This is a genomic window from Corynebacterium sp. MSK032 (assembly GCF_030232065.1).
GTDB classification, from domain to species: domain Bacteria; phylum Actinomycetota; class Actinomycetes; order Mycobacteriales; family Mycobacteriaceae; genus Corynebacterium; species Corynebacterium jeikeium_D.
In genome coordinates, this window is the sequence record NZ_JASPJR010000018.1 from 25,487 (window position 1) to 39,055 (window position 13,569).

Genomic DNA, 13,569 nt, shown 5'->3' on the forward strand with positions numbered 1-13,569 from the left:
GTGATGTGAAACACAGCACTGCTACAGTGCCCGAGCTAATGAAGCAGGACACTTGGCAGCCGTGCACGAGATTAGAAAGGCGATTTCCTGCATGCCCCTTTCCAGCAACCTCCCCGACATCGACATCCCGGAGACCTCACTCTTTGAGTTCCTCTTCGGAGAAATTGAGCCACGTCACCAGGACAAGCTTGCAATCGTTGACTCAGGCTCCGAGGTCACCTTCGGTGATCTGAAGGCCAGCATTGAGAAGTTTGCGGGTGCGCTGGCAGCACGTGGGATTAAGAAGGGCGACGTTGTGGCTCTCCACTGCCCCAACTCGACAACCTTCGCGGTCGCTCTTCACGGTGTCCTACGCGCGGGGGCTGTCTGCACGACGGTCGCATCGCTGGCAACTGCGGAGGACATTGAAAACCAACTCCGGATGTCTGACGCGAAGATGATGCTAACGACCTCCTCAATCGGTTGGGCTGGCGCCCACGGCGCTGAGGCTGCTGGTCTGCCGGAAGAGATGATTATCGGCCTGACGGGCCTCCACGGCATGGGCGAGCTGCTTGCCGAGGGGCACGGCGCCCCGGACGTCGACGTATCACCCGATGACGTTGCCGTGATTCCGTTTTCCTCGGGAACCACCGGTGTACCGAAGGGCGTCCAGCTCACTCACCGCAACTTGGTGGCCAACGTCGCTCAGGCGGGTGGAGCTACAGTCAACGCGCTGACCGAGGACACCCCGGCTGTCACTATCCTGCCGTTTTTCCACATCTACGGCCTGACTGCGCTGCTGAATCTGTGCCTGTGGCGCCGCACGACGCAGTACACCATGGGCAAGTTCGACCTCGTCGATTTCCTGTCCATCATCGCCGAGCACAAGGTGAAGTTCGCGTTCATCGCACCACCTGTAGCTGTGGGCCTGGCCAAGCACCCAGCTGTCGATTCCTTTGACTTGTCCAGCCTGGAGACAATCTTCTCGGGTGCCGCTTCTCTCCAACTTGACCTCGCGGAACAGGTGGAAAAGCGCCTTGACTGCGTGGTCGCACAGGGCTTCGGCATGACCGAGTCCTCGCCAGCAGCCCACATCCGCATCGGCCACGATAGTCCGCTGGACTCGATCGGTCGCGCAGTCCCCAACACTCAGTACAAGATTGTCAACCTCGACTCCGACAGCTTTGAGGAAATCCCGGTTCCCGCCGAGGGGCGCTCGGAGGCAGGTGAGCTATGGATTCATGGTCCACAGGTGATGAAGGGCTACCTCAACAACCCGAAGGCGACGGCAGAGACGCTTGTCGACGGTTGGCTGCGTACCGGCGACGTTGCGGAACTCGACGAACACGGGAATGTGTACATCGTCGACCGCTTCAAGGAACTGATTAAGTACAAGGGCTACCAGGTTCCGCCGGCCGAGCTCGAGTCCGTGCTGCTCAGCCACCCGGATATTGCCGATGCCGCCTGCAGTGGTGTCGTTCGCTCCGACGGCGAGGAGATTCCTAAGGCTTACGTCGTCATCAAGGCGGGCGAGCAGGTGACTGAAGACGAGATTATGGACTACGTCGCCGACCGCGTCGCACCGTACAAGAAGGTGCGAGCAGTCGAGTTCATGGATGAAATCCCGAAGTCGGCGACGGGCAAGATTCTGCGCAAGGATCTCAAGGCCATGGAGGCAGCACGCGCTCAGTCGTGAGTTACTGCCCCAGGGGTCACCGCCACGGTGACTGAACCGGGAGCAATCTCGGTAAACCCGGCATCCTGAACCTCAACCGCGCGGAGCTCTGGCGCTGGCCACTGCTCCCGCGGTACTTCTTTCACATCTAACGCATAACCACTTTGCGCCCACGCCCAAGCGTCCTCGACCGACAGACTGGCCGCATAGAGCATTGAGCCGTGTCCAACTTGCGCGGCCACCTTTCCTACGGACATATTCAGGTTTTTGTCCACCCAAATCACTGGCGGAGCAAAGGTGTCAGCGCTCTCATGGTCGCCCGGGGCGCCGGGAGATGTGTTCTCCGGGTCGTCGTAAGGCAAATCGGTGCCGGAAATTTGTAGTTTGGCAATCTCCGGGTAGGTTTCGTCGACAGGAGTTGGCACTAGTGCGCGAGCTTGCGCGCCGTCGACGTCCACGGTGACACCCGGTGCAAGCTGAGCGCGTTGCCAGCCGATATTGCGAGCGCGACGTGTGAGCTTGCGGATGCGCGCACCGTACCAAGACGCCAGACCTTGTTGATAGGCAGAAGTGTCATCGCCTGCGCGTTCGTCCAGGCAACAAGCAACAACAGCCATCGCGGCAGCGCGGAGCAGCGCAGTGCGCGAGGGGCGTTCCTTCTTCGGAACCTCAAGCACAATAGCCATTGCCCACGGCACATTCTCGCCGTGGTCTTCCCTATCGGGTTGCGGCAGGAGGTTATGGGCGATACGGAACCACTCCGGTACCGATGATGCGTCCGTGACAGCTGGATTCTTGTGATCCTCGCGTTGCACTACTGCTCCAACGGCACGCGGCGGAAGGTGCCATCTTCGCGGTCGGCATCGTCGATTTCATCGCGGGAAATGCCCAGCATGAACAGAATCGAGTCCATGAATGGAACGTTGACGGACGTGTCAGCGATTTCCTTTAGCGCCGGCTTGGCATTGAAAGCAATACCAAGGCCTGCGACCGACAACATATCGATGTCATTGGCCCCATCGCCGACCGCAACGGTCTGATGCATCTGAAATCCCGACTCTGCGGCGAACGTCTTGAGGCTGCGGGCCTTCTCCTGCCTATCGACGACATCGCCGACCACGCGTCCAGTCAGCTTTCCGTCCTCGACCTCGAGGGTATTCGCCTTGTAAAAGTCCAGACCGAGATCCTTTGCCAGCGGCTCCAAGATCTGGATAAAGCCACCGGAGACAGCACCACACTTGTAACCGAGGCGCTTCAGCGTGCGGATCGTGGTGCGGGCGCCTGGAGTCAGCTCGATGGAGTTAGTGACTTCCTCTAGGACGCTGACCGGCAGGCCAGCCAGAGCCTTAACTCGCTCATGCAGTGACTCGGCGAAGTCCAGCTCACCGCGCATAGCGCGCTCTGTAACCGCTGCAACCTCCGCCTCGCGACCAGCATGGGCGGCCAGCATCTCAATGACCTCACCGGTAATCAAGGTCGAGTCCACATCGAAACAAATCAAGCGCTTGGAGCGGCGCTGCAAACCAGCGCGTTCAATTGCGATGTCAATGTCCTGGTCCTGTGCAAGCTCGGCCAGTGCCTTACGCAGCGGAATGCCCGCACCCGGCTTCGGGTCCGGAATAGAGACCAGCAATTCCAGGCCAGTGACTGGGTAGTCAGCAATACCGCGAATGGAATCGATGTTTGCACCGTAATCAGCAAGAGTGCGGCCGATACGGGAAATATCCTCAGCGTTGACCGGATTGCCCAACACGACAAGTGCGTGGGTGGAGCCATCGCTGCGCTCAATCGGCGCATCCAGCTGGAAACTGACAGTCATGCCGTGAGGCTTCAGTGTTTCAATGAGTCCCTCACGGAGAACACCGACCTTTTCTTCTGTGACACCAACAAGCGCACCGAGGCTCAGATTAGAGCGGAACACCGACTGTTCCACATCCAAAATTTGAACTCCGTGGGCCGCGAGCACGCGGAAGAAAGCTGCGGAGACACCCGGGCGGTCTCGGCCAACAGCGGTAATAAGCACCGGAGCTAGTCCCGGTGCCAACGAAACCGATAGAGCATCGGTATCTACAGACTGACTGGGAGAGGTAATTACCTGTTCATTCACCAATCCAGTATCGCATGAAGCCCCGGCAGAGCGCTCATCGCATAGTGGGATTCCGCACTTCAGTGGGTGGCCAGCGACAGGCGCTAGCCATCGCCTTGCTCTCTTGCCCTTCTGGCGCTCCCTGCGCCCCCCCCTGCTCTTACTGCGCTCTCTTACTGCCTCTTCCCTAGGAAAGACTCTCAAAGACAAGACTAAGGCCCCATCACGGAGAACCGTGATGGGGCCTTAGCTTCGCGTAGTTATTAACTCAGAGTTGCATCAGCCATGTAGCCACTAGCTCTTAGAGCTGACGACCAACGTGGGCCTCTGCGCGCTGACGCTCAACCATGTGCGGGTAGTGCAGCTCGAACGCCGGGCGCTCCGAGCGGATGCGCGGCATCGAGGTGAAGTTGTGGCGCGGCGGCGGGCAAGAAGTAGCCCACTCGAGGGAGTTACCGTAACCCCACGGGTCATCAACAGTGACGACCTCACCGTAGCGCCAGGACTTGAAGACGTTCCAGACAAACGGGATAACAGACAGACCCAGGATGAACGCACCAACGGTGGAGATCATGTTCAGGGTGGTGAAACCGTCAGTCTCGAGGTAGTCGGCGTAACGACGCGGCATACCCTCGTTACCCAGCCAGTGCTGGACCAGGAAGGTCAGGTTGAAGCCGATGAAGGTCAGCCAGAAGTGAACCTTTGCCAGCTTCTCGTCGAGCATACGACCAGTCATCTTCGGGAACCAGAAGTAAACGCCCGAGTAGGAAGCGAAGACCAGGGTACCGAACAGGGTGTAGTGGAAGTGCGCCACGACGAAGTAAGTATCAGAGACGTGGAAGTCCAGCGGTGGGGAAGCCAGCATAATACCGGTCAAACCACCGAACAGGAAGGTCACGATGAAGCCGAGAGCGAAAGTCATCGGAGCCTCGAAGGTCATGTGGCCACGCCACATGGTGCCCATCCAGTTGATGAACTTAACACCGGTCGGGACCGAAATCAGGAAGGTCATGAACGAGAAGAACGGAAGCAGAACGCCACCGGTCACGAACATGTGGTGTGCCCACACAGCCATGGACAGACCTGCAATAGACAGGGTTGCGAAGACCATACCTGCGTAGCCGAACAGCGGCTTACGGGAAAAGACCGGAACGACCTCGGTGATGATGCCCACGAACGGCAACAGCAGGACGTAGACCTCTGGGTGACCGAAGAACCAGAACAGGTGCTGCCACAGCATTGCGCCACCGTTTGCCGGGTCGTAAATGTGACCGCCCAGCTTACGGTCGTACAAAACACCAAGAGCAGCTGCAGTCAGAATCGGGAAGATCAGCAGAGCCAGGATCGAGGTAACCAGGATGTTCCAGGTGAAGATTGGCATACGGAACATGGTCATGCCTGGTGCACGGAGGCACAGGACAGTGGTGGTCATGTTAATGGCGGAAGCGATGGTACCGACACCACCAACACCGACACCGACAATCCACAGGTCAGAACCGACACCCGGAGAGTGAATCGGGTCAGACAGCGGGGAGTACATGGTCCAACCGAAGTCAGCAGCACCACCCGGGGTCAGGAAGCCCGACAGCATCAGAATGCCACCAATGGTGGTCAGCCAGAAGCCGAAAGCGTTCAGACGCGGGAAAGCCACGTCCGGAGCACCAATCTGAAGTGGCAGAATGTAGTTAGCAAAACCCCAAACAATCGGGGTACCGAACAGAAGCAGCATCACCGTGCCGTGCATGGTGAACATCTGGTTGAACTGCTCGTTAGAAAGGAACTGAAGTCCTGGGGCGAAGAGCTCAGCACGGATAAGCAGAGCCATCAGACCGCCGACAAAGAAGAACGAGAAGGACATAATGATGTACATGATGCCCAGCTTCTTGTGGTCGGTCGTGGTCAGCATTTCCCACGCCCAGCTGCCCTTACGCTCATGTCCGAACGGCTGCGGCCGTTCCGGCGCTACAACGCCATGATCTGGACGAGGCGCTACTGCAGTCATTCTTCCTCCTTACTACGCGAAGATTTCCTGTAACTCACTACAGGGATTTTAAGTTTTGTCCTTGTGAGAATAGTGCAGGCGAGTACGCGACGGCGAACCCACCTACCGCTATGTGCCAGATTCTAGTCTGAACCTTGGAAAAAGTTAAGGCTAAGGGATTTTCCGGCTCACTTCCCCACTCAGCTAAGCACACTATTAGTTTCCTGAGAATTGTCTTAACCTGGGCTAACGCCTATTTAGCAGGAACCGTCGAGGCTAGGACTACTACCCCCGTGTGTGTGCTGTCACCAGAGTGAGGCTCGATGCGGAATGTTCCCTACACCTGTGCTTTTAGAAGTCCCAGTCCTCATCCTCGGTTACTTCAGCCTTACCCATGACGTAGGAAGAGCCGGAACCCGAGAAGAAGTCGTGGTTTTCGTCAGCATTCGGCGACAGGGCCGACAGGATCGACGGCGAAACGCGAGTCTCGTCGGCCGGGAACATACCCTCATAGCCCAAGTTGTTCAGAGCCTTGTTGCCGTTGTAACGCAAGAAACGCTTGACATCCTCGGTCCAACCGAGTTCGTCGTACATCTCTTCGGTGTACTGAATCTCGTTGTCGTAGAGATCAAACATGAGGTCGAAGGTGTAATCCTTCAGCTCGTCACGTTCGGCCTGGGTCAGACGCTCCAGGTTGCGCTGGTACTTGTAACCGATGTAGTAACCGTGAACTGCCTCATCACGAATGATTAGGCGAATAATGTCCGCGGTGTTGGTCAGCTTGGCGTGGCTGGACCAGTACATCGGCAGGTAGAAGCCCGAGTAGAACAGGAAGGACTCCAGCAAAGTGGAAGCAACCTTCTTCTTCTGCGGATTATCGCCCTCGTAGTAGTCGAGGATAATCTTGGCCTTCTTCTGCAGGTACTCATTCTCCTCGCCCCAACGGAACGCATCCTGAATCTCAGGAGTCGACGCCAGCGTCTGGAAAATCGACGAGTAGCTCTTTGCGTGCACCGATTCCATGAAGGCGATATTGGTGTACACAGCTTCCTCGTGCGGAGTCAGCGCATCTGGAATGAGTGATACTGCACCTACCGTGCCCTGGATGGTGTCCAGCATGGTCAGACCAGTGAACACGCGCATCGTGGTGCGCTGCTCCAGTGCGTTGAGCGTATTCCAGCTCTTGATGTCATTCGACAGCGGCACCTTTTCCGGCAACCAGAAGTTACCGGTCAGACGATCCCAAACCTCGAGATCCTTGTCATCAGGAATCGTGTTCCAGTCAATAGCCGCAACTGGGCATGCACGCGACTCTGGATTCTTCTCACGGTGGGCCGGAGTCGAGGGTGGGCAATCATCGAAACTCACGTGGAAACCTCTCCCTTTTTCATTGATATTGCCGTTTTTCGAACACACCTTATATATAAGGAACGTCCTTCACTCTTTACGAGTTCAAACAGCGACTGCAGCGGTGGCTATTCCAGCCTTGTCCCACTACAAAACGTCAGGCTCCCGATGAAAGGAGCCACTACCCTTAGCAGCTTACCCACACCCGCATTATTAAGCACGCGGCCTAGAAGAAATCGCCCCACTTGCCGAGTCTTGTTCCCGGTGCCCCTCCCCTAACCCCACGTCACACAAAGAACAAGGTGCTTGACGACGCAATGTCCGTCGTCAAGCACCAAGCGCAAGATGTTGCGCGAACCTAGGCGTGAACCTTCTCTCGGTTTTCCGCCGTGTCGTTGATGATGCGGTCGGAGATGACGTACACCAGCAAACCTACGACAGCCATGAGCGCGAGCAACCAAGCGATGGTAGCGGAGACCCCTTCTGCTTCAGACTGCGCGATGGAGAGGGTGCTGAAGAAGGCCGGTCGAGAATCAACAAGCATGGCCGTTAACGCGATGCCAACCGGTACGGCAATGTTGATCGTCAGATTGTAGAAACCGATTGCAACACCGGACTTGGCGGCAGGAATGTTCTGCAGTGCGGTCGCGACCAACGGCGCATACATGAGCGCGAACCCTGATGGGAACAGAATCATGGAGACGATAACCGTGGCAACACCGGCCCCCGGCAGCACTGCGGGGATGAGCAACGCCACGATGATGATGCTGATAGCCGCGACAATGGCCTGCTTCGAGGGCAGGAACTTGGCAACCTTGCCAGACATTACACCGACGATGACAGCGCAGAGGTAGCCCGGCGCGAGGATATAGGCAGCACCGTCGAGGTTGATGCCATAGAGCTCGTCGACCATATACGGCAACAGAATGGCCGAATACCCCAACTGGACCATGTAAACCACGAGCACAACAATCAGCGCGCAAACGTAGCGAGCATTGGTAAAGAACGACGGGCTGACCACGGCGTTGTCATGTGTCCGGATGTGCCAGACAAAGAGCGCGACGCCCAGCGCAGCGGCAACCAGCCACCACCATTGGAACTGCTGCATGAACAGCATCACCGCAGTGGCGATGACCGCGATGAGGAACAGGCCAAAGATATCCAGGTGACTCTTCTGCTGCTGCTCCTCCGGAACTGTCTTGATCAGGAACGGAATGGCAACTATCAGAATGAGCGAAATCAGGAACATAGCCGGCCAGGAAATGTAGGTAGCCACGATTCCCGAGGTCAACGTTCCAATCAGCAGCGCGGCTTGGAAGGCCGCGGTGGAAAAGCCGAGGTAGGTTTTCTGATCTTCTGGGCTTAGGTACTTGGTGACATAGATGACGTAGAGTGTCTCAGCCGCCGCCAGGCCGGCAGTTTGAATAATGCGGGCAGTAAGCACGATTGGCCATACTCCCTGGAAGAAATAACCCAGTAGAGAGCCCACGGCGACGAAGCCGATACCGACAATCATCAATTTGCGGATACTGATGCTGTCCGCCAATGCGGCGTACACCACCGCTCCAATGCCAATCAAGATACCGGCGAGTGTCGCCTGCAGACTGGCCGTGGAGACACTGAGGTCCAGAGATTCCGCAATCGGCTTGGTCATGAACTTAAAGCCATTGTCCAAGACCAAACAGAATACAAAGGAAAACAGCAAGACCGGGACTGCGGCCTTAGGGTTTGGCGCGGCAGCCTTGGACGCTGCGCTTTCACGGGGATTCACGTTCAAGCTGGTATTGCTGGCGGGATTGCTCATCGCACTGTACCTATTTCACACTTCAAGCCAATTGATTGCGGACCAGGACACTAGAGTCGAGCCAGCGGCAATGCCAGCTCCATCATCGTCGTGAAGGCCTTCTCACGTTCTTCCGGAGTGGTCTTTCCACCGGTGACGATGTTGTCCGACACAGTGAAGATTCCCATGGCCTCCACACCGGCCTCGGCGGCGGTGGCATAAAGGCCAGCAGATTCCATCTCCACCGCCAGCACACCCATGCGTGCCCAACGGTCGTTCACATCATCCTGGAAGTTGTAGAAAATATCGCTGGACAAGATGTTGCCGACGTGTGTAGTGATGCCCTGCTCGCGGGCACGATCGCGAACATCTTCAATCAGACGGAAAGATGCGGACGGGGCGAACGTTCCCGGCAAGTTGTACTGCGATAGAAAATTGGAGTCCGTCGATGCCGTCTGGCCGATAACCACGTCATACAGGTCCAGCTCCGGCTGCAACGCGCCGCAGGAACCGACGCGAATCAGCTTCTTGCAGCCGAAAACATGGATAAGTTCCCAGGAGTACAGCGAGATAGACGGAATGCCCATACCGGATCCCATGACGGACACTTCCTGCCCCTGGTAGGTGCCGGTAAAGCCCAACATGTTGCGAACTTTGTTGAACTGAACGACATCGTCCAAATAGGTCTCCGCAATGAACTTGGCACGCAGCGGGTCACCTGGCAACAAAATGGTTTCTGCAATCGGCGCACCCTTTGGGTTGATGTGTGGAGTGCTCTTACCAGTGGTATCGGACATGGCTTCCAGCCCCTTCCCCCACTAGCCGTGGGTGAAAATTATGCGAACATTGGTGTACCACTGCCCAGGTTAATTACCTGGATTACAACCGTCAATAGTGATATTTACATTTGTTCCCAATTGGGTGGAGTGACGAAAAAGGCGCGAGAATCTCCCGGCAAAACTCGGGGAAATTCTCGCGCCTTCAATGCGCTACAACTGAAGCACTAGATGCCTAGCCCTCAAGCACGCTTGCTTAAAGCATGCAGGATACGCAACCCTCGACCTCAGTACCCTCCAGCGCAACCTGACGCAGGCGGATGTAGTACAGAGTCTTAATACCCTTGCGCCATGCGTAAATCTGCGCACGGTTGAGGTCACGAGTGCTCACCGTGTCCTTGAAGAACAAGGTCAGCGACAGTCCCTGGTCAACATACTTGGTAGCGACCGCGTAAGTGTCAATGATCTTCTCGTAGCCGATTTCGTAGGCGTCCTGGAAGTACTCACGGTTGTCATTGTCCAAGTGCGGAGCCGGATAGTATACGCGACCGATCTTGCCCTCCTTGCGAATCTCAATCTGAGATGCAATCGGGTGAATCGACGAGGTCGAGTTGTTGATGTAGGAAATCGAACCGGTCGGCGGCACTGCCTGCAGGTTACGGTTGAACAGGCCGTACTCCATGACGTCGGCCTTCAGTTGCGCCCAGTCCTCAGCGTCCGGAATGTGCGCGGTGGAGTTCTCGAAGATCTCCTTGACGTGCTGAGTCTTCGGCTGGAACTCTGCCGGATCGAAGTTATCGAAGTACTTGCCGCTGGCGTAGTCAGAGTTCTCAAAGTTGACGAACTTCTGACCGCGCTCGCGAGCAATCTTGTTGGATGCGCGCAGGACTGCGTAGAGCACTGCTGCGAAGTAGGCGTTGGTGAAGTCCAGGCCCTCTTCCGAGCCGTACATAATCTTCTCGCGGCCAAGGTAGCCGTGCAGGTTCATCTGCCCCAGGCCGATGGCGTGAGATCCGTCGTTGCCCTTGCGAATCGATGGCACCGAGTCAATAGAAGTCTGCTCACTGACCGCAGTCAGGCCACGGATGGCAGTCTCGACAGTGCGACCAAAGTCCGGCGAGTCCATGGTCATCGCAATATTCAGCGAACCGAGGTTACAGGAAATGTCCTCACCCACGTGCTCGTAGGACAGGTCCGCATTGTAGGTCGACGGGGTGTTGACCTGCAGAATCTCCGAGCAGAGGTTCGACATGTTAATGCGGCCCTCAATCGGGTTCGCGCGGTTAACCGTGTCCTCGAACATGATGTACGGGTAGCCGGACTCAAACTGAATCTCAGCGATGGTCTGGAAGAACTGACGCGCGTTGATCTTCTGCTTACGAATACGCGGGTCCTCGACCATATCCGCGTAATTCTCGGTGATGCTAATGTCCGCGAACGGCTTACCGTAGACACGCTCGACATCGTACGGGCTGAAGAGGTACATGTCGTCGTTACGCTTGGCCAGCTCGAACGTGATGTCCGGAATGACAACGCCGAGCGACAGCGACTTGATGCGAATCTTCTCGTCCGCGTTCTCACGCTTGGTATCCAGGAAGCGCATGATGTCCGGGTGGTGCGCGTGCAGGTAGACAGCGCCTGCTCCCTGGCGAGCACCCAGCTGGTTAGCGTAGGAGAAGGAGTCCTCCAGCAGCTTCATAACCGGGATGACACCGGAAGACTGATTCTCGATGTGCTTAATCGGAGCGCCCTGTTCACGCAGATTGCTCAGCAGCAGCGCAACACCACCGCCGCGCTTGGACAGCTGCAGCGAGGAGTTGATGGCGCGGCCAATGGACTCCATGTTGTCCTCGATACGCAGCAGGAAGCAGCTCACCGGCTCGCCGCGCTGGGCCTTACCGGAGTTGAGGAATGTAGGAGTAGCAGGCTGGAAACGTCCGGCGATGATCTCATCAACCAGGTGCTGCGCGAGCCCCAAGTCGCCGTCGGCAAGCGTGAGTGCAACCATGCACACACGGTCTTCGTAACGCTCCAAGTAACGCTTGCCGTCGAAAGTCTTCAGCGTGTACGAGGTGTAGTACTTGTAAGCACCCAGGAAAGTCTGAAAACGGAACTTGTGGGCGTAGGCCTGCTTGAACAGTGCCTTGACGTCCTCAAATTCGTACTTCTCCAGAACCTCAGCCTCGTAGTAATGGTTCTCTACCAGGTAATCGAGCTTCTCCCGCAAGTTATGGAAGAACACAGTGTTCTGATTGACATGCTGCAAGAAGAACTGTCGCGCAGCCATGCGGTCCTTATCGAACTGAATCTTGCCGTCTTCACCGTACAGATTCAGCAGCGCATTGAGCGCGTGGTAATCCAGCTTGTCCTCGCCCACCGGCTCCGCGACCTGCTTGCCCATTTCCGACACGTTGACTCCTTTAATATTCATTTGCCTGCGCAGGGTCTGTTCAATCACTGCCCAGAGCAATCCAATCTAGCTATTTTCCTCGCGCACCGCTTTACGACGGCTTCCGCGAGCGCACCCATTCGGTTGTCTCAGTGCCCCTTCCCTCGACACTGAGGCTAGCCAACTTAAGCGCTGGCTTTACCGTGGAAGAACTCCTCTAGCCCTTCTCGGACTCGCTGCACATCATGGTCGGTTCCCATCAGCTCGAAGCGATATAGATATGGAACCTTGCACTTGTAGGAGATGACATCCCCTGCTTTACAGAAGTCCTCACCGAAGTTGAGATTGCCGGCAGCAATCACACCTCGGATGAAAGAGCGGTTGTGCTCATTATTAAGAAATTTGATGACCTGCGGAGGAACTGGCCTTGAGTTACCGCCGCTGATGGAAGCGCCGCCACCATAAGTCGGGCAAATGAGGACGTAGGGCTCATCGACGATAAGCTCCGGCTCATTGCGACGGATGGGAATGCGGGCATTTTTGATACCTAGTTTTTCAACAAACTTGTGTGTATTCCCCGTCGCCGAGGAGAAATACACCACCAGCATGAGAGCTTCACCCTTTACATCGCAAAACCCCCGCAATCTTCGTTTCCCGGGTGGTCAACGAAATCTGCGGGGAGGTGTGTGATTCTTAAGCTGCCTGGAGAGCCTTGATGCGGTCCGGGCGGAAACCCGACCAGGTCTCAGTGCCAGTGTCAACGACCGGTGCCTGTAGATGACCGAGAGCCATGACGTAATCTCGAGCCTCATCATCCATGGTGATGTCGACGATATCGTAGGCAATTCCAGCCTTATCGAGGGCGCGAGTGGTAGCGCGGCACTGGACACATGCAGGCTTGCTGTAAACGGTAACCATGACTCTCACAAACTTTCTGGCTTTGGGTAAGACCAATGAATCGGATCGACTTCGTACAAACAACGGAAGCGGCCGAGGAATCAGCGGATTGATTGAATGACTGAAAGCTCCCGGAGGTCCATGAGAAACCGAGTACGGGTGGCCGACAGATCCTTTTAGCTATCCTTGGCTCGACATCGAAAACACTACACTTGGTGCCTCAAAAACTCTAGTCATACTAGATGTAGTACTCACAACCATGGTATTCCCTGTTCGGAGATCTCTGGCGCACAAGATGTTGTACACAGGCGCACCACAACCTTGTAATTTCACGCTAAAAATTCTAGAAAATCGTAGAAAAACAACTATCGGCGCATTTTGGTTAAACCAATTACTGCAAGACGGCTCGAGGCCAATCACACCAATACCAGGCGCCGCACCGCCCTTCCCCTTCACTGTCCCTCCCCTGCCCAACTTCGGACTCAGCAGCGATCTCAAAAATCACGGGCTGCACATGTGAACACGGGCTGCACATGTGAAACTGTGTAAGTTTATGACACTTTCAAGCCATTTTTCGAGCGGTAGGGTCAGGCGGTCATTGCATCATGGATAACACCAGAGATTACCTCCCGAGGAGTTAACCCGTCGAGCACTAC

10 protein-coding genes are annotated in these 13,569 nt (G+C 56.2%); 1 reads left to right on the forward strand and 9 read right to left on the reverse strand.

The annotated features are described in order from the left end of the window. The first annotated feature begins 91 nt into the window (after positions 1-91). Positions 92-1,675 carry an AMP-binding protein gene (locus QP995_RS10010; protein ID WP_069359083.1) on the forward strand — a complete coding sequence of 528 codons (1,584 nt, stop codon included), beginning with the start codon at positions 92-94 and terminating at the stop codon, positions 1,673-1,675. Here QP995_RS10010 and QP995_RS10015 read toward each other — a convergent pair. From QP995_RS10015 to nrdH, 9 genes are all read right to left on the reverse strand, one after another. Further along, positions 1,666-2,469 carry a peptidyl-tRNA hydrolase gene (locus QP995_RS10015; protein WP_284853165.1) on the reverse strand — a complete coding sequence of 268 codons (804 nt, stop codon included), beginning with the start codon at positions 2,467-2,469 and terminating at the stop codon, positions 1,666-1,668. The genes QP995_RS10010 and QP995_RS10015 overlap by 10 nt on opposite strands. Continuing rightward, entirely contained in the window at positions 2,469-3,761 is a 1,293-nt protein-coding gene (gene serB / locus QP995_RS10020) for a phosphoserine phosphatase SerB (RefSeq protein ID WP_048732992.1), read from the reverse strand. Before serB ends, QP995_RS10015 begins: the two co-directional genes overlap by 1 nt. Before the next feature lie 280 nt (positions 3,762-4,041). Beyond that, positions 4,042-5,742, reverse strand: a complete 1,701-nt coding sequence (gene ctaD, locus QP995_RS10025; RefSeq protein ID WP_005511131.1) for an aa3-type cytochrome oxidase subunit I — start codon at positions 5,740-5,742, stop codon at positions 4,042-4,044. A gap of 330 nt (positions 5,743-6,072) precedes the next feature. Then, positions 6,073-7,089, reverse strand: a complete 1,017-nt coding sequence (gene nrdF, locus QP995_RS10030) for a class 1b ribonucleoside-diphosphate reductase subunit beta (RefSeq protein ID WP_016422253.1) — start codon at positions 7,087-7,089, stop codon at positions 6,073-6,075. Between the two features lie 337 nt (positions 7,090-7,426). Further along, the gene (locus tag QP995_RS10035) at positions 7,427-8,872 is read right to left on the reverse strand and encodes an MFS transporter (protein ID WP_016422252.1); all 1,446 of its coding nucleotides are present in this window, start codon (positions 8,870-8,872) and stop codon (positions 7,427-7,429) included. A 50-nt stretch (positions 8,873-8,922) separates the two neighbouring features. Continuing rightward, positions 8,923-9,648 carry a purine-nucleoside phosphorylase gene (gene deoD / locus QP995_RS10040; RefSeq protein ID WP_016422251.1) on the reverse strand — a complete coding sequence of 242 codons (726 nt, stop codon included), beginning with the start codon at positions 9,646-9,648 and terminating at the stop codon, positions 8,923-8,925. A gap of 235 nt (positions 9,649-9,883) precedes the next feature. Further along, entirely contained in the window at positions 9,884-12,028 is a 2,145-nt protein-coding gene (nrdE, locus tag QP995_RS10045; RefSeq protein ID WP_172620253.1) for a class 1b ribonucleoside-diphosphate reductase subunit alpha, read from the reverse strand. 173 nt (positions 12,029-12,201) lie between these two features. Continuing rightward, on the reverse strand, positions 12,202-12,624 hold the full coding sequence (nrdI, locus tag QP995_RS10050) for a class Ib ribonucleoside-diphosphate reductase assembly flavoprotein NrdI (RefSeq protein ID WP_048732982.1): 423 nt from the start codon (positions 12,622-12,624) through the stop codon (positions 12,202-12,204). 85 nt (positions 12,625-12,709) lie between these two features. After that, positions 12,710-12,934, reverse strand: a complete 225-nt coding sequence (nrdH, locus tag QP995_RS10055) for a glutaredoxin-like protein NrdH (RefSeq protein ID WP_005511161.1) — start codon at positions 12,932-12,934, stop codon at positions 12,710-12,712. Positions 12,935-13,569 lie beyond the last annotated feature (635 nt).

Coding starts and splice junctions, on each gene's coding strand:
- QP995_RS10010 (WP_069359083.1), top strand. CDS start 92: ATGCCCCTTTCCAGCAACCTCCCCGACATCGACATCCCGGAGACCTCA.
- ctaD (WP_005511131.1), bottom strand. CDS start 5,742: ATGACTGCAGTAGCGCCTCGTCCAGATCATGGCGTTGTAGCGCCGGAA.
- QP995_RS10035 (WP_016422252.1), bottom strand. CDS start 8,872: ATGAGCAATCCCGCCAGCAATACCAGCTTGAACGTGAATCCCCGTGAA.
- deoD (WP_016422251.1), bottom strand. CDS start 9,648: ATGTCCGATACCACTGGTAAGAGCACTCCACACATCAACCCAAAGGGT.
- nrdE (WP_172620253.1), bottom strand. CDS start 12,028: ATGGGCAAGCAGGTCGCGGAGCCGGTGGGCGAGGACAAGCTGGATTAC.
- nrdI (WP_048732982.1), bottom strand. CDS start 12,624: ATGCTGGTGGTGTATTTCTCCTCGGCGACGGGGAATACACACAAGTTT.
- nrdH (WP_005511161.1), bottom strand. CDS start 12,934: ATGGTTACCGTTTACAGCAAGCCTGCATGTGTCCAGTGCCGCGCTACC.